The following is a 16385-nucleotide window of genomic DNA, read 5'->3' on the forward strand; positions in this document are numbered from 1 at the left end:
AACACTCATGTATGTGAGTGTTGAGTTGAGTGTTCCGGCGCGGTGGGCAGCGGCGCGTGTAACAGAAGGGCCAGCGGAGCGGGCAGCAATGGAGCGGGCGGCGGCGCGGACATACAAAAGCGGGGTGGCACTTGAGTACCACCCCGCTCATCACGTATGCGGAAACTTCGCTATTACTTAGTCGATAACCTCGACGGAGGAAATCACCACGTCATTGAGCGGGCGATCATTCCCTCCGGTGGGAACCGCGGCGATCTTATCCACAACCTTGACGGATTCCTCATCGGCTACCTTCCCGAAGATGGTGTGCTTGCCAAGCAGCCACGGGGTGGGGGCCACCGTGATGAAGAACTGCGACCCGTTGGTGCCCTTGCCGAAGCGGGTGCCGGCATTGGCCATGGCCAGCACGTAGGGGGCGTCAAAGTTGAGGCCGGGGGCGATTTCGTCGTCGAACGTGTAACCGGGACCACCGGTGCCGTTACCGAGCGGATCCCCGCCCTGAATCATGAAACCGGAGATCACGCGGTGGAAGATCGTTCCGTTGTACAGCGGATCGGTCGAAGCCTGACCGGTGGCGGGATTGGTCCATTCGCGTTCACCGCGAGCTAGTCCGGTGAAATTAGCGACCGTTTCGGGCGCTTCGTTCGGGAAGAGTTCGACGCGAATATCGCCTTCGCTTGTGTGAAAAATTGCTTCCATGCGCTCAAGTCTCGCACACCTCATGGTTTTATGCCACGCGAAAAGCAAACGTGATTCAAGTGACAAATAGGGTGCGAAAAGTGAAACAATAGAGGGGTACTCAATCGCAGGAAAATTCTGTGGTTCAACGGTAGGAGGTCAACGATGGCTTGTGGACGAAGCCGCGCGGACAAGCGGGCCAAGAAAGCGCAGCGGGAGGTTGACGCCATTATGGCGAAGATCGATGACCTGCGCGGCCAGGCCGAACGCACCGCAAAGAAAGCCCAGCTCAAGGGGAAGCGGCACCAAAAGAAGTGGGAACATAAGGCGAAGAGCGCCGCTTCTGATTTCCAGGATTACGCGAAGCAGGCTGGTGAACGCCTGAGCGATTACGCAAATCAAGGTTACGAATGGGCGGCACCACGCGCCCAGGAACTAGCCGAGAAGGCGAAGCCTTACGTGGAGCAGGCGAAGTCGGTGGGCAGCGATCTTGCGGAGAAGGCCAAGCCCTACGTGGAGCAGGCTCGCGATAATGCGTCGGAATTCGTGGAGAACGTCCGTAACGATTACCTCCCGCGCGCCCAGCGCGCCCTGCATGCTGCCGCTGAGGCAGCCAAGGGGGAAGGCACGGTGGCCGAACGCGGTCAGAAGATCGCGCGGGTGGCTTCGCGCGAGATTCAGACTCCCGAACCGGTGAAGAAGTCCCGCCGGAAGGGCCGGGTTATCGGCACTATCGCACTGGTCGGCGGCCTCGGGGTTGCGGTCTACTACCTGTGGAAGCGCTCCCAGCCCACGGAAGATCCTTGGGCGGAAGCCTATTGGGAGGATGTGGACGGCGTGAAGGCTCCCGCGGAAGATACCGCCAAGGCCGGTGCCGAGGAAGTTGCGGAAACTGCGGAACATGTTGTGGACGACGCCGCAAGCGCAGCTGAGGACGTAGCCGATAAGGCCAAGCGTGCTGGCTCCCGGGCGGAGGACGCCGTCAAGGAGGGCGCCCACGAAGCCAAGGATGCGGCTGAGGACTTAGCTGATAAGGCCAAGGAAGCCGCACAGCACGCGGCTGACCAGGCCAAGGATATCGTCGAAGATATCGCGGAGAAGTAGAGCTTTCGCAACAGGCTCACACTTTCGCGAAATTAATAAGGGCAGCACTAGCGTGAACGGCGGCGCGGCTCGGGCATGAACGGCCCGGGCCGCGCCGTCCTGCTACTCGGCCGCGGCCAGCAGTTCCTTGACCCGCGGGATCACCTCGGTACCGAAGAGTTCAATAGAGGAAAGATTCTGCTCATGGGGCTGCGAGCCGTAGGAGACCTTCAGGTCATAGCGGGTGGCTCCCAGTTCACGCATCCCGGTGGCGATTTTACGGGCCACCGTTTCCGGGGATCCCACCGCCATCGCCCCGTTCTGCACCTCGTAGAGGAAAGCCTCCCGCGAGGGCGGGCGCCAGCCGCGCTCCCGCCCTATCCGGGAATTTGTTTCCACGTAGTAGTCGAAGAAGTCAGCCACGGCTTCCTCATCGGTGCGAGCAACATACCCGTACGAGTGGTAGCCGACTTCAGCTGCGCCGTCGTTCCCGAACTGTTCCCAGGCGCGCCGATACAAATCCGTGAACGGAACAAAACGTGAGGTGGGGCCGCCAATAATGGCGAGCATGAGCGGCAGCTTGTAATGTGCCGCGCGCACCACCGATTCCGGGCTGCCGCCCACGGCGACCCAGGTGGGCAGTGGACCGTGTTCGAGTGGTGGGTAGAGCGTCACGGCGTTCAGCGCTTGGGTGTGGTGCCCGCCCTTCCAGGTGACGGGTTGGCCGTTGCGGGCGAGGAGCTCCGTGAGCAGGGAGAGTTTTTCGTTGAAGAGATCCTCGTAATCGGCCAGGTTGTAGCCGTACAGCGGGAAAGATTCGGTGAAGGAACCGCGGCCCACCATGAGTTCGGCGCGGCCGTTGGAAAGGGCATCCACGGTGGCGAAACGTTCGACCACCCGGACCGGATCGTCTGAACTGAGGACGGTCACCGCGGAGGAGAGGCGGATGCGTTGCGTGCGTGTGGCGATCGCGGCGAGGACCACATCGGGGGCGGGGATTGCGTAATCGTCGCGATGATGTTCACCGATATTGAAAATGTCGACGCCGACTTCTTCGGCGCGCACCGCTTCGGCCACCACATTGCGCACCACCTGAGCGTGGCTGAGCTTGGTGCCGGAGGGATCGGCAGTGACATCGCCAAAAGTATCGATTCCGAAGGTGTAGGTCATATCAGGTCCTTTCGAGGGCCGGGTGAGATCCGGTGGGTCGGGGCCACGCGGCCGGGCTGCGCTTCGCCGCAGAACCAGCCGGAGCCACCCACTGATTGAATCCTACACTACTTGACCGAAAAGCGCTCCCATCCCGAAAGTGAGGGCGAGACCGAGGGTACCGCCCACGGCGGTGCGGATGGTGGGGTGCAGCGGCGGGACTTGGCCGATCCACGCGGCGATCCAACCGGTGAGCGCCAGCGCGGCAATGGTGACCACGAAACAGAGCGGGGCGATGGCGCCGAGCGGGGCGAGCAAGCTGGCGGCGAAGGGAACCGCGCCACCGGCAAGGAAGGAGAAGAAAGAAGAGAAGGCCGCACCGACGGGGGAGACGATGTCATGTTCCGTGGCATGTTCCACTTCATGTTCCGCGCCCGGTGTGCCTACCCCGGCGCGCCAACACGCTACACCCGCCCGGCGCCGCAGTGCGTCAAGTTCCGCATCACGCTGGGAGGAAACGGAAATGTATTCACCGAGCGCCATGGATACTGCGCCACCAATGAGGGCGGCGAGCCCGGCCAGCAGAATCGCGGTGCTCGAGGCCCGCGCGCCACCCATGGCGATCACCACCGCGGCCACGGAGACGATTCCGTCGTTCGCGCCGAGCACCCCGGCCCGCAGCCGGTTCATCGCTTCGGCACCCAACACACCCGGGATACCCGGCGTGACATCGGGAGACTTTAGGAGACCCATGTCCCCATGCTTGAATTGACATGCTTCAATTGCACACTTCTCCACAACTACGCCCTCCATTGATCGCACTTCTACCCCTATTGTCATGCGGGAGTTGCGGAAAAGATAGGAAGGTCAGGCTACACTCACTTAGATATAATGGCTTTTATTTTTGGAGTGCTGGCGAGGCGCTGGTGGGTCATTGGCCGATCGGTTGCGGATCGGTTGCGGAGCGGCGCGTATCGCTGCTTGCCGTGGCCACACAAGAGGGCCCGCAGCCGCGGGAATACTTCGACGCAGCCTTTCCGTTCTTTCTTCATGAACACCACTGCGGATAAAGATCTGATCGGCCTGCTGGGGGCGGGCAAGCTTGGCACCGCTATCGGGCGCTTGGCCGCGGAGGCGGGTTTCCCGCTGGCGGTGAGTGTGCGCGCGGGTAATCCGCTCTACGATCTCACTTTGCCCACGTTGCTGCCAACGGCTCGCCTGGTGCCTTTCGAGGAGCTGGCCCGCACGGCGAATATTTTGATTTTGGCGCTACCGCAGCCTGCGCTTGCCTCGATTGATTTGAGCGGGGTGCGCGGCGTTGTTGTTGATGCCACGAATGCGTGGGAGGCGACCGATGGCGCCGCGGCCAACGGCACATCGAATACCAGCGCCGCGCCTGCCCGGCACACCACCGCCGCGCTGCAAGCGCGTTATCCGGAGCTGGCTATCGTCAAGAGTCTTAATCACGCGGGGTATACGGAGTTGAGTGCGGAGGCACGCCCGCATGGAGCACCGGCACGGCGCACGGTGGGCGTTGCGGGGGACGACGCCGCCGCGCGTTCCCGGGTGGCTGCTTTTATCGATGCGATTGGTTTTGATCCGGTGGAGCTTAGCGCCGAGCATGCCCCGCTGCTGGAGCCGGGCGGCGTTGCTTTCGGGCAGCGCCTGGAGTTGGCCGATTGGCCGGTGGATATTGTGGCGGTGCCTCGCGAGCGCCGCGGTTAGGATCGGCTGCGGAAAATCCTGAGCGGCACGCTGCTGGGGTGCCCCTATATATGCGCGCAGCTAGGGACGCATCCCTACGTTGATGAGAGGCGGGGTGCCGGAGGTGGCGCCGTCGTACACAAGGTAGTAGGTGTAGTCCGCTAGACCGTTCTCAACTCCCGGGTTATCCACGGAAAAGACGCAGAGAATATCGGTGGGGCGCGGTTTGATATCGCCTTCACCGGGCACTTTTCCATCAAAGCGGTCGGTTTCCCTCACGTACCCGCCGGTGTCTTTCACATGCCCGCCGCTGACTGCGGTGCTCAGGGGTTCGCGCGCGTTGCACCCACGGAAGACGGGGTGCGCGGCAGCGGAGGCGGTGCGTTGTTCTTCGTCCGCAAGGCGCGGATCGCTGATGAGTTCGGGGAGCAGATTTTCCCATTCTGAGCCCGCCGTGGCGAGGGTGCGCCGGTCGGCCTGGGCGCGTTCTTCGGAGGGTGCGGTGACGGAATGCCCGTACTCGAACTGGAAGGACACCTCCCCCGTTTGCACGAACTGACTGCCGTTCCACACGAAGTTCACGGTGGTGGAATGCGGCGGATACGCGCGTTCCATGGTTCGCGTCACGCCACCGACGGGCGTATAGGACGTGTACGTAATCCGCGCCTGGCCGGCCTCAAAATCCATGGAGCTCACGTTGAAGGACCACAGGCCGTCATAATCTTGGGTGATATGGGTGCCGCGGATACCCTGTTCCGCACCCCACTGGTGGTTGCCAATAGAAGAAACGAGCCTGAGGTTCGCGTCATAAATCCCGATGGCACCGATGGCAGGATCGCCCACCCCGCAGGACATCGCGACCGCGCGATATTCCACGCCTCCCAGCACCAGCGGCTCAGTGAGGTAAATGGTGCCTGGCTGCATCCCCGTTTGACGGTCTGGAAGAATCTTCCCGTGCGCTACCGTGACGGGCGCGGGCGGGTTGCGTTTGCTGTAACACACGTCCGGAAGGATATAGGTTCCGTTGCGCATTTCTTTATCCGTGGGACCGGGCACCGGCGTGGGACTTGGTTCCGCGCTTGGGTACGACGACGCAGCTGCTGCTCCGCCCGCTTCAGACGATGCCGTTGCGCTAGCCGAGGGGCCCGCTGCCGGAGTTGAGGAAGTTCTCCCGTTGAACCACCACCAGAGCCCTCCGGCCAGGCCAAGCGCAAGGACGAGAAGCGCCGCGATCAGGGACGTGCGAGTGGCACGACCGCGCGGTTCTTGCTGAGTTGGGGCTCCGTTGTCGCTCATGCCATCAGTTTACCCGGTGCCTACGACATGTTTTTTGGCGGGAATGGTTGCCTACACATGGGCACCGCAAACTCCGTAATTACATAAGTTCAGGAGCAGGTGCGGTTGTGCTGCGGACAATGAGCTCGGTAGTGAGCTGAAGCGCTCCTCCCGTATCAATACCTTTCCGAGCATCCAAAAGAGTACGGATCGAAAGAGCGCCCAACTGGCGAATGGGTTGACGTACCGTGGTGAGCTGGGGCGATGATGACCACGCCATAAGGGTGTCATCAAAGCCAATAACTGACAAATCCCGCGGAACTCGCAGACCGGTTGCTCGCGCAGCCTCGATTACTCCTAATGCAGACTGATCAGATGCGGCAAAAACTGCAGTGGGCCATTGTGATCGAGGCTGGGTAAATAATTTACGTCCTGCCGTAAATCCCGACTCGAACGTGAAGCCTCCTTCAACAATAAGCGTGTCATCCACTGCCACACCAGCAATTTGATGCGCGGAAAGGTATCCCTGCATCCGGTCTTGCGAGGGGACAGATCGAGGCGGACCTGAAACAAATGCAATACGACGATGACCTAGAGAAAAGAGATACCCCGTGGCATCCTTGCCTCCACGCCAATTAGTCGCTCCAAGTTCACGCACACCTTTGGGAGGAACCTGGGGTGAATCAACGGAAACAATAGGAATATTGAGATCTTCAGCTAGTGATACAAGACCTTCGGAAATCGGTGCAGTTACGAGGACTATACCTAGGTACCCGCGCGATGCGATGAGCCTCAACCAATCCTCTGAGAGTGGTTCTATCGCGCGAGGTGTTAGAGGTGAATCATCCGGCGTCTCGTCTAATTGCCATACGGTCAATCCGAAACCCATATGTTGGCTCTCCACAGCGGCCCCGGAAATGACTTCCATTGTATAAGGAGATTTAAGGGAATCTGACACTAGTGCGATATGCGGAAATGTGGACGGCCCGCTCTGAGTAGAACGTAGGTATCCTAATTCTTCCGCCGCCGTTCGTACCGCGAGGCGCGTAGCAACCGAAACATCGGGGCGATCATTCAAAGCCTTGGACACTGTTGCGCGTGACAATCCTGTTTTCGCGGCTACATCATGAAGTGTCACCCGAGCACTCTGCACATTACTTTTTGACACCGCACACCTCCTCTCGAAATAGTTTCGCACTTATGAATGGCAAAAAGCAAAGATATGCTCACCCATTTGAAAGAGTTTTCGTATTTTCTGGACTTTACCCTAAACAAAGTGTGAGTCACGTCTCTTGCGTTGGACTTTGTTTTCGATAGAAACTAAACATGTTGATGGTGGATTCGCGAAACAGTTTCGACCAACGAGGGTTGAAAGCAATCCCCGGAACAGGAGTTTCAACGATGAAACGTGGTCTTCTCCGCGCAGGAGTCGCCGCTTTGGCGGCTCTTGGACTTGGATTGGGTGCCTGTGGAGGCTCCAAGCCTTCCGCCGGTGGTGATGGCGCGAGCGCCTGGGCGCTCACCGGCGGTGCTCAAGAAGTAGTCCGTGCAGCATTCGATAAGTGGAATTCCGATAATCCTGACCGTCAGATCGCCGTGGAGTACATGGGTAATGACGCATACAAGGAAAAGATTCGCACAGCAGTCAATACTCCTCAGTCCCCCACCTTGGTGTGGAGCTGGGGTGGCGGCACGCTGCGTGATTACGTTAATAACGGCATGGTCGTTGACCTAACAGATTCCACCGCTGACCTTCAGAACAAGCTCTTCCCCGCAATCCTCGAAACCGGAAAGGTTGACGGTAAGGTCTACGCACTCCCCGTTAACCAGGCGCAGGGTGTGTACTTCTACCTCAATAAGGAAGTTCTTGACGCCCACGGGCTTTCCGTTCCCCAAACTTGGGATGATCTTCTCAACGCGGTGAAAACTCTCAAGGCTGCAGGTGTCACCCCCATTGCCTTAGCGGGGCAATCGCAATGGCCTTATCTCATGTGGATCCAGTACCTCACTGATCGTATCGGTGGTCCGGAAGTCTTCCAGAGAGTTCTTGATGGAGAACCGGGAGCATGGTCGGATCCCGCAATTCTCAAGGCTCTCGAAATGATCCAGGAACTTGTTGAGCTCGGTGCTTTCGGTGATGCTTACGGCTCTGTGACAGCGGATGCGGGTGGAGATATTGCCATGGTTCATACCGGGAAGGCCGCCATGGTTTTGCAGGGCGCCTGGGTCTGGACCTCCTTCCATGAAGATAACCCAACGTTTGCTACCTCTGGAAATCTTCTTTATTCCACCTTCCCAACTATTGCTGGCGGAAAGGGAAATCCGAAGAACCTCGTGGGTAACCCCGCAAACTACTGGTCGGTTTCCGCCAAGGCTTCCGAGGATGCGCAGAAGACCGTGACCGACTACCTCAACACCATTAATCTCAACGATGCGTATGTTGATCATTTGCTCGAGATCGGTGCAGTTCCCGGCGTAAAGGGAATTGATGACAAGATCGCCAAGGCAAAGGATTCAGATTACCTATCCTTTATCTACAGCTCACTTGGAGACGCCGAGCATTTCCAGCTTTCCTGGGATCAGGCACTTCCCTCCGAGCAATCTCAAGCTCTTCTTACGAACCTCAGCCAGGTGTTCCTTCTTCAGCTCACCCCGCAGCAGTTCGTTGACAATATGAATGCGACGCTATGAAAGCTATAGCGCATCGCGCGAAGCGGACCAGCAGCTACGGACCTTCGCTCTGGCTGCTGGTCCCCGCTCTCGCCTTTTTCGTATTTTTCGCAGTTATACCGCTGATTGGTGTTTTCGTGCTGTCCTTTACTCAGTGGGACGGCCTCGGAACTCCACAATTTGTCGGGCTGGGTGAGTGGCGCCGCGTTTTGAGCGATCCCATCACCATGCACTCGTTCAAACTGACCATGCTGCTCACGGTTCTCACCTGGCTTATTCAAACTCCCATTAGTTTGTTACTAGGCGTCTTCATGGCCGGAAAACAGCGGTACCGTGCGGTTCTTGCCGCTATCTATTTCCTTCCGCTCTTGTTCTCATCAGCGGCAGTAGGTATTACCTTCAAAGCGTTGCTTGATCCGAACTTCGGCATTTCAACCCTGGGCCTACCTTTCCTCAAACAGGATTGGCTGGGTGACCCGAATTTAGCGTTCTTCACGGTGCTATTCGTCATCTCATGGTGTTTTATCCCGCTGCATTCCTTGCTATACCAGGGAGGTGCACGACAGATCCCCATCCAGTTGTACGAAGCAGCAACACTCGATGGAGCAGGACCGATACGTCAATTCTTTACCATTACTCTCCCGCAGTTGAAGTACACCATTGTGACGTCCTCAACGCTCATGATCGTTGGTTCACTTACGTACTTCGACCTCATCTTCGTGATGACGAACGGCGGGCCGGGACACGCAACACGCATTTTGCCACTCCACATGTATCTTACGGGCTTCCGTTCCTATGAGATGGGAGCAGCAGCCGTTATCGGTGTCATCCTCGTGGTACTTGGCTTGGCGTTTTCTTTGGCACTCAACAAGCTCAGTGGCGCCGAAAATATGGAATCTCAGATGGAGGGAGTCTAATCATGCGCGCGACCAAGAAAATGTCGACGCGGCACCGGCCCCGCATTGTTTCTGGGTTCTTCGGCTGGATCTGGCTATTCGTCACGATCATTCCGATTTACTACATCATCGTGACCTCGCTGCGCCCACGCGAGAATTACTACACGGAAGGCGCTTTCGCGATCCCCAGTGATCCATCACTGCGCGCGTATAACGAAGTTATTCAGAATGATTTTGGGCTATACCTCGGTAATTCGCTATTCGTCACAATTATCACGGTGGCGGTCACCCTCACGATTTGTGTGATGGCCTCTTTCGTTATTATTCGCCGTCGTACCCGTGGAATCACTCGAACCTTCCGTTTCTTCCTCCTTGGAATTGCGATTCCTATCCAGGCCACGATCGTTCCGGTGTACCTCATGATTGTCCAGCTTGGACTTTATGACACCCTATGGGCGCTGATCTTCCCTTCGGTTGGTTTCGCCATTCCTATTACAATCCTTATTTTGACGAACTTCATGCGAGATATTCCGCGTGAGCTCTTCGAATCGATGACGGTCGACGGCGCTACGAATATGCAAATACTGCGCCGGTTGGTTTTACCGATGTCCGCTCCTGCGCTCATCACCGTAGGAATTTACGACGCCCTCAACGTGTGGAATGGGTTCCTTTTCCCCTTGATCCTCACGCAATCTAGCGGTAAACGGGTTCTTCCCTTGTCATTGTGGACCTATCAGGGCGAATTCACCGCGGATGTTCCCGCAATACTTGCCGCAGTTGTCCTCTCTGTTATCCCCCTTTTCGTCGCCTACGTGATCGGGCGCCGCCAGATGGTTGCCGGCCTTACCGCCGGCTTCGGAAAGTAGCACATCATGAAACCATGGAACGATAAAAGCCTCCCCACTTCTGAACGGGTGGATGCTCTTTTGAGTGAAATGACCCTGGAAGATAAAGCCGGACAGCTCGGCAGCTATTGGGAACGCCAACAACATGACGATTCCCTCCTCAACTCAGGCCACCCCGATGATGACACCGAGCCTGCGGCTACCGGGGATGTCGCCCCGATGGAGCATGAATTTGCTCAGAACCGCCTGAGCTGGGAAGAAACCGCTCGCTACGGGCTTGGTCACCTATCGCGGATTTACGGTGCAGATCCGATTTCGGTATCAGACGGTGCCGACAAAATGGATCGTCTACAACGCGGGGTTATTTCCCGCTCGCGTTTCAATATCCCCGCGATCATTCACGAAGAATGCCTGACGGGTATTACCTGCCTGGGCGCCACTGTTTTCCCGGCAGCTATTGCGTGGGGAGCAACGTGGAATCCGAATCTTATCGAGAAAATGGCGAAGGCTATCGGTGAGGATATGCACGCTATTGGAGTGCACCAAGGTCTTTCCCCTCTTCTCGATGTGGTGCGTGACTACCGTTGGGGTCGCGTAGAAGAAACTTGCGGAGAAGACCCCTATCTCGTGGGTATGCTCGGTACAGCTTATGTACGCGGGCTGGAATCGGCCGGTGTACTCGCAACGCTGAAACACTTTGCGGGTTACCCGGCTGCCCGAGCGGGCCGCAACCACGCACCGGTATCCATCGGTCCGCGCGAATTTGAAGATATTATCCTTCCTTCCTTCGAGATGGCGGTGCGCGAGGGCAAGGTTTCCAGTGTTATGAACTCCTACTCGGATATTGACGGTGAACCGGCAGCCGCGTCACGGCACCTATTGACGGATGTTTTGCGCCGGCGCTGGGGTTTCACAGGAACCGTTGTTTCTGACTATTGGTCTGTTAAATTCCTCGAGACTATGCACCGTATTGCCAAGGATTCTCCGCATGCTGCCGCACTTGCAGTGCGAGCTGGTTTAGACGTCGAGCTTCCGGAAACGGTAGCATACAACGATCTTCCAGCAGCTGTCCGTGCTGGTCTACTCAGCGAAGCCGATCTCGATGAATCTGTTCGTCGTGTCGTAACTCAGAAAATTGAGCTAGGTCTACTCGATGAACCTTGGAGCCAGGATCGTATCGACAAAGAACGTGATCTCGACTCCCCCCACAACCGCGACATTGCGCGCGAGATGGCAGATGAATCTATTGTTCTCCTCAAGAACAATGGCATTTTGCCACTCAATGCATCACAGAAGGCCGCGGTTATCGGTCCCACCTGGACAGAGGTACGTTCCTTCCTTGGTTGCTACTCTTTCCCCAACCATGTGCTCTCGCGGTACGAGGACCAGGGAACCGGACTCGATATTGTCTCCCTCGAAAACACGTTACCCACAATATTTACCCAGCCCCCTATTTTTGAGAAGGGAACTGGTTTCCTCGATGGGGACGACGACGCCTTCGACCGTGCAGTGACGGCCGCTCGTGAGGCAGATATCGCAGTGGTGACGCTGGGAGATATCGCGGGACTCTTCGGGGGAGGTACCTCGGGAGAAGGATGCGACGTCGTCGACCTATCGCTGCCCGGACGCCAGGGCGAACTCCTCAACGCAATTCTCGACACCGGAACACCTACCGTGGCAGTGCTGGTGACAGGACGCCCGTACGCACTGGGAGAATATGCTGATCGATGTGCGGCGATTATTCAGGCTTTTATGCCTGGCGTCGAAGGCGCTCAGGCACTGACCGATGTTCTTTCTGGAAAGACGAACCCCTCAGGCCGACTTCCCATCGCTATTCCGCGTACCAAGGGAGGGCAGCCCGGTACCTATCTCGCTCCCGCACTTGGCTGGTTCTCCGACGGAATCTCCAACCTAGACCCCCGCCCGCTCTACCCCTTCGGTTTCGGACTCTCCTATACCTCATTTGCCTTGAGCAATCCGCAGGTGTCCGCAACGGAAGTCCCGGTGGATGGCGAACTTAGGTACACCATCTCGGTGAGTAATACCGGTGAACGGGCGGGTTCACACGTTGTGCAGCTCTACGCTACTGATCCCTGCGCGGAAGTGGTGCGCCCCCTCAAGCAACTCATTGGCTTCACCAAGGTTCACCTTGATGCGGGCGAAACTAAGCAGGTGACGTTCCAGATTCACGCTGATAGATTCTCCTTCACCGGACTCGATATGCAGCGCATTGTCGAGCCGGGAGAGATTCTCCTCTCTGCGGGAAGCTCCTCTGAGCAGCGCCTTAGCCCACTGCACATCACCCTGGTAGGTGAACGGCGGGTCGTTCCGGAAGGCCGCGTGCTGACCACCCCGGTGGAGGTGCACAACTAAAAAGCTGGCTTCTCCGCGTGGGAAGTCGTAACGGGGGCCTTCCGTTTGGGGAAATCCGGAGGCCCCCGTTTTATCACAACGTCACCATTACGCATATGGTGGTCATAGATTCCCTCAGCCACGCTTACAACGACGTAGAAAGGCCAACACCATGACCGAGAAAATAGAGAACCCCCAGAAAACACCCGAATCCCAACAAATCCAGAAAAACCAGCAAACATCGGTCCTGCTGACCGGCGGCAAAGACTTTTGGCACACCCATGAGAACGAGCATGGGCATTCGATTATGGTCTCTGATGGCCCGCACGGCCTGCGGGTGCAGCCCGGCGAGGGCGACCATCTTGGCTCCGGCGCCTCTCTGCCAGCTACCTGCTTTCCTCCCGCCGTGGCCCTCGGTTCCACGTGGAACCCGGAAGCGGCGCACGCCGTAGGAACCGCGATTGCCAAGGAAGCGCGGGCGCAGGGGGTCGGCGTCGTGCTAGGACCCGGAATTAATATCAAACGCGACCCGCGCTGCGGCCGCAACTTCGAGTATTTCAGCGAGGGTCCTTTCCTCACCGCGTCTATGGCAACGGCTTACGTAAACGGCGTGCAAAGCCGCGGCGTGGGTACTTCGCTCAAACATTTCGCGGCGAATAACCAGGAAACCGACCGGATGCGGCGCGATTCGCAGGTTGATGAGCGCACTCTGCGCGAAATTTACCTGCGTGCTTTCGAAAAGGTGGTCAAGGAGGCGGCCCCGTGGACGATCATGTGCTCCTACAATTCTCTCAACGGAACGCTCGTCTCCGAGAACCACTGGCTACTCACCACGGTACTGCGCGAGGAATGGGGCTATAACGGTGTGGTGATATCCGATTGGGGTGCGGTGCGTGATCGCCGTGCCGCGCTGCGAGCCGGACTCGATTTAGAGATGCCCGCGCATCATATCCACGAACAGGAAACCCTTGCCGCACGTGAATCGGGTGAACTGGAGGCAAGCGTGATAGAAACCGCGGCCGCGCGCGTGAGTGCGCTTATCGAGAGGGCTCCGCGGGAACGCGGGGAAGATTTCGACGCCGCGGCGCACCACGATCTGGCCCGCAAAGTCGCGGAACAATCTGTGGTTCTGCTTAAGAACGACGGCGCACTTCCCCTCCGCGCCGATGCCGCCATCGCTGTATTCGGGGAATTCGCCCGGCATCCGCGCTACCAGGGCGCCGGATCTAGCCTGGTCAACCCTACTCGGATTGCCACTGCTTGGGATGCCATCCACGCGCTGGCCCCGCAGGCCACCTATGAGCCGTTGGATGAGTCGCAGCTTGAGCAGGCACGCGGAGCTGACGTATGCCTCGCCTTCCTCGGCTTGGGTGAAGCCGAGGAATCAGAAGGGTACGACCGCCGCACTATCAGTATTCCAGCGGCACAGCTCGAGTTCTTGGATCGGCTGCTGGAGGTGAATCCGAATGTCGTCGTCGTACTGACGAATGGATCCGCAGTCACGCTCCCCTTCGCGGAGAAAGTTCCCGCCATTCTGGAAACTTGGGTGCTGGGGCAGGCCGGCGGAGAAGCTATCGCCAATATTATTTTCGGGAAGGTGAATCCTTCCGGAAAGCTCACCGAAACTATTCCGATGCGGCTGGAGGACTGCCCCTCCTACCCGCATTTCCCCGGTGACCGTTCCGGGGTGCGCTACGGCGAAGGGCTTTTTGTGGGGTATCGTGGATCCGACGCTCGGGCGTTGGACGTGGCATTCCCCTTCGGGCACGGCCTGAGCTACACCACTTTCGAATACGGCGACCTGGAGGTCACGGCTGCCGGCAACGATATCGAGCTGAGCTTTACCGTGCGCAATACCGGCACGGTAGCAGGGCGGGAAGTTACCCAGGTGTATATTTCTGTTCCCGATTCTCATGTGGTGCGGGCGCCGCGCGAACTCAAGGGTTTTGCCGCGGTAGAGCTCTCCCCTGGAGAGAGCCGCACGGTGTCCCTCACCGTAAAGGCCGCCGATCTGGCCTACTGGTCCGTGGAACACAGCACTTTCCTGGTAGAAAAGGGAACATACCGGATTTCGGTAGGAGCTTCCAGCCGTGATCTACCGTTGGTTGCGGATATCGAGCTGGCCGGAAATGAACCGCCGGTCCACCTCACACTCCTCTCCACCGTCAACGAAACCCTGGCGGTTCCCGGCGGACGCGCCGTTATCGAAGACTTCGTGCGCGGATCTTTTGATAGCGGTGACCTGGGCGTGGATATGCTCGCCCTCATGGGCGACGCCCCGCTCAGCGCTATCGCGGGTTTCCGCGGCGCTAACCCGGCCGAACTTGAGGCACGCCTCGCCAAGTTGAACGACGACGCCGCGCCTACCGGGAACTAAACGCAGGCACTCACGGCTGTGGGTTCTGGCTAACGGACGCTGAGCCTCGGCGACGCGGGGATCTCCCGCTCGCCCTGGCTCAGCGTCCAGCTGAGGAGGAGCACCGTGATGCCGGCGAAAGGCACCACGCACAGGCCGGTGCGCAGCCCGAAACTATCGGCAACCATGCCCACAATCGGCGGGGAAACAAGGAAACCGATGCGCATGAGCCACGAAATGACCGTCAGGCCCGTGCCCGGCTTGAGGCCGGGCAGTTCATCGGCTTGCTGAATCGCCGCGGGAACTAGCGTGGCCGAACCGAAACCGGCGACCGCGAAACCGGCAATCGTGCCCAGCACGCTCGGGAACAACAACGCCAGGCCCATCCCCACGGTAATGAGGACCGCCCCGCCCTGGGCCACGGTGCGCCGCCCGAAGCGATCCACCAGCCCATCGCCCAGCAGCCGCCCCACAAATTGCGAACCGACCAGACCCACGTACCCCGCCGCGGCCAGCCCGCCCACGGCGCCGAGCTGCCCCACATACAGGGTCGCCCAGCTGGATCCGGCATCCTCGATAAGCCCACCCATCGTGGCAATGAGAACAAGGGCAGCGAGCATTGCCGCGGTACGGAAACTCAGCGGCGCGGCTCCGTGCTTAGCCTCGGATAGGTTCGACGACGCCGACCCATCTCCCAGCGCGCCTGCCCCGGCACCGGCGTGCCCTGCCGCATCACCGCCCGGGCCGGGATCTGCGGCGTCGTTCCCCGGCAAACAGAAGCACCGGGCCACCAGCGCAACCGCAGCCCACACTATCCCGGACATAACCATATGCACGGGCACCGGCAATCCGATCCAGATCGCGCCGGCGGACATGAGTCCACCACTCATCGCGCCCACGGACCAGGTCGCGTGGAAAGTATTAATAATCGAGCGCCCGTAGTGGCGCTGCACCCGCAAGCCGTGCGCATTTTGCCCGACGTCGGTGGCCGCATCGCAGGCGCCCCCAAGGAACATGCCGGCCGCGAAGAAGATTCCGGTGGGGCCCACACCCGCCACAATAAGCCCGAGCGCGGTGAGAAGCGTGCCCGCGACCGCCACCGGCGCAGAACCGAATTTACGGATAAGTGGCGCGGCGAAAATCCCCGCGATAATGCCGCCGGCTGGGAAAGCCGCGAGCGCGAGGCCGTACACGGCGTTGTCGAGCTCGTGGATACGCTTGAGTTCGGGGAAACGCGGCACAATATTGGCGAAAATCGCGCCGTTGGTGAAGAAGAGCGCGCTCACAGCCAGGCGGGCATGGCGCAATTGGGTAGCGCTGTAGTGGCGCGAACTCGGCGGGCGGCGGCGCCGCGAAACATAGGACTGCTCAGTCACA

At 59.0% G+C, this 16385-nt stretch carries 13 protein-coding genes; 7 read left to right on the forward strand and 6 right to left on the reverse strand.

All coding sequences use genetic code 11. The features are described 5' to 3' along the window. Positions 1-177: 177 nt before the first annotated feature. Positions 178-699 (reverse strand): peptidylprolyl isomerase, encoded by a 522-nt coding sequence (locus DDD64_RS03625; RefSeq protein WP_087070133.1) that lies wholly within the window; start codon positions 697-699, stop codon positions 178-180. A gap of 144 nt (positions 700-843) precedes the next feature. On the opposite strand from DDD64_RS03625, the gene DDD64_RS03630 reads away from it, so the two are divergent. Next, positions 844-1782, forward strand: coding sequence for a hypothetical protein (locus tag DDD64_RS03630; protein ID WP_126135068.1), 939 nt, complete (start codon positions 844-846; stop codon positions 1780-1782). Between the two features lie 102 nt (positions 1783-1884). Here the strand turns inward: DDD64_RS03630 and DDD64_RS03635 are convergent, their stop codons facing one another. Next, positions 1885-2931 carry an LLM class flavin-dependent oxidoreductase gene (locus tag DDD64_RS03635; protein ID WP_126135069.1) on the reverse strand — a complete coding sequence of 349 codons (1047 nt, stop codon included), beginning with the start codon at positions 2929-2931 and terminating at the stop codon, positions 1885-1887. 102 nt (positions 2932-3033) lie between these two features. Beyond that, the gene (locus tag DDD64_RS03640) at positions 3034-3663 is read right to left on the reverse strand and encodes a VIT1/CCC1 transporter family protein (protein WP_241227355.1); all 630 of its coding nucleotides are present in this window, start codon (positions 3661-3663) and stop codon (positions 3034-3036) included. 297 nt (positions 3664-3960) lie between these two features. Between DDD64_RS03640 and DDD64_RS03645 the strand changes: the two genes are divergently transcribed. Beyond that, a complete protein-coding gene (locus DDD64_RS03645) occupies positions 3961-4635 on the forward strand; it encodes an NADPH-dependent F420 reductase (protein ID WP_164545901.1) in 675 nt (224 codons plus the stop codon). Between the two features lie 60 nt (positions 4636-4695). Here the strand turns inward: DDD64_RS03645 and DDD64_RS03650 are convergent, their stop codons facing one another. Beyond that, complete coding sequence (locus tag DDD64_RS03650) at positions 4696-5910, reverse strand: hypothetical protein (protein ID WP_126135072.1); 1215 nt, start codon at positions 5908-5910, stop codon at positions 4696-4698. A 79-nt stretch (positions 5911-5989) separates the two neighbouring features. Beyond that, on the reverse strand, positions 5990-7057 hold the full coding sequence (locus DDD64_RS03655; protein ID WP_164545902.1) for a LacI family DNA-binding transcriptional regulator: 1068 nt from the start codon (positions 7055-7057) through the stop codon (positions 5990-5992). A gap of 233 nt (positions 7058-7290) precedes the next feature. Between DDD64_RS03655 and DDD64_RS03660 the strand changes: the two genes are divergently transcribed. The 5 genes from DDD64_RS03660 (at position 7291) to DDD64_RS03680 (ending at position 15029) form a co-directional block, all read left to right on the forward strand. Beyond that, complete coding sequence (locus DDD64_RS03660) at positions 7291-8580, forward strand: extracellular solute-binding protein (protein ID WP_126135074.1); 1290 nt, start codon at positions 7291-7293, stop codon at positions 8578-8580. Then, a complete protein-coding gene (locus tag DDD64_RS03665; protein ID WP_126135075.1) occupies positions 8577-9476 on the forward strand; it encodes a carbohydrate ABC transporter permease in 900 nt (299 codons plus the stop codon). Before DDD64_RS03660 ends, DDD64_RS03665 begins: the two co-directional genes overlap by 4 nt. A gap of 2 nt (positions 9477-9478) precedes the next feature. Beyond that, positions 9479-10321 carry a carbohydrate ABC transporter permease gene (locus DDD64_RS03670; protein WP_241227356.1) on the forward strand — a complete coding sequence of 281 codons (843 nt, stop codon included), beginning with the start codon at positions 9479-9481 and terminating at the stop codon, positions 10319-10321. A 6-nt stretch (positions 10322-10327) separates the two neighbouring features. Then, complete coding sequence (locus DDD64_RS03675; RefSeq protein ID WP_126135076.1) at positions 10328-12673, forward strand: glycoside hydrolase family 3 N-terminal domain-containing protein; 2346 nt, start codon at positions 10328-10330, stop codon at positions 12671-12673. Between the two features lie 151 nt (positions 12674-12824). Next, positions 12825-15029, forward strand: coding sequence for a glycoside hydrolase family 3 C-terminal domain-containing protein (locus DDD64_RS03680; RefSeq protein WP_126135077.1), 2205 nt, complete (start codon positions 12825-12827; stop codon positions 15027-15029). Positions 15030-15058: 29 nt separating this feature from the next. Here the strand turns inward: DDD64_RS03680 and DDD64_RS03685 are convergent, their stop codons facing one another. After that, positions 15059-16384 (reverse strand): MFS transporter, encoded by a 1326-nt coding sequence (locus tag DDD64_RS03685; RefSeq protein WP_126135078.1) that lies wholly within the window; start codon positions 16382-16384, stop codon positions 15059-15061. Position 16385 lies beyond the last annotated feature (1 nt).

This window comes from Actinotignum sanguinis, from assembly GCF_003957255.1.
Lineage (GTDB): Bacteria > Actinomycetota > Actinomycetes > Actinomycetales > Actinomycetaceae > Actinotignum > Actinotignum sanguinis.

Excerpts from the sequence above, each read along its gene's own strand:
- DDD64_RS03650 (WP_126135072.1), bottom strand. The coding sequence starts at position 5,910 with ATGAGCGACAACGGAGCCCCAACTCAGCAAGAACCGCGCGGTCGTGCC.
- DDD64_RS03635 (WP_126135069.1), bottom strand. The coding sequence starts at position 2,931 with ATGACCTACACCTTCGGAATCGATACTTTTGGCGATGTCACTGCCGAT.
- DDD64_RS03640 (WP_241227355.1), bottom strand. The coding sequence starts at position 3,663 with ATGGGTCTCCTAAAGTCTCCCGATGTCACGCCGGGTATCCCGGGTGTG.
- DDD64_RS03660 (WP_126135074.1), top strand. The coding sequence starts at position 7,291 with ATGAAACGTGGTCTTCTCCGCGCAGGAGTCGCCGCTTTGGCGGCTCTT.
- DDD64_RS03625 (WP_087070133.1), bottom strand. The coding sequence starts at position 699 with ATGGAAGCAATTTTTCACACAAGCGAAGGCGATATTCGCGTCGAACTC.
- DDD64_RS03680 (WP_126135077.1), top strand. The coding sequence starts at position 12,825 with ATGACCGAGAAAATAGAGAACCCCCAGAAAACACCCGAATCCCAACAA.
- DDD64_RS03630 (WP_126135068.1), top strand. The coding sequence starts at position 844 with ATGGCTTGTGGACGAAGCCGCGCGGACAAGCGGGCCAAGAAAGCGCAG.
- DDD64_RS03665 (WP_126135075.1), top strand. The coding sequence starts at position 8,577 with ATGAAAGCTATAGCGCATCGCGCGAAGCGGACCAGCAGCTACGGACCT.
- DDD64_RS03645 (WP_164545901.1), top strand. The coding sequence starts at position 3,961 with ATGAACACCACTGCGGATAAAGATCTGATCGGCCTGCTGGGGGCGGGC.
- DDD64_RS03670 (WP_241227356.1), top strand. The coding sequence starts at position 9,479 with ATGCGCGCGACCAAGAAAATGTCGACGCGGCACCGGCCCCGCATTGTT.
- DDD64_RS03675 (WP_126135076.1), top strand. The coding sequence starts at position 10,328 with ATGAAACCATGGAACGATAAAAGCCTCCCCACTTCTGAACGGGTGGAT.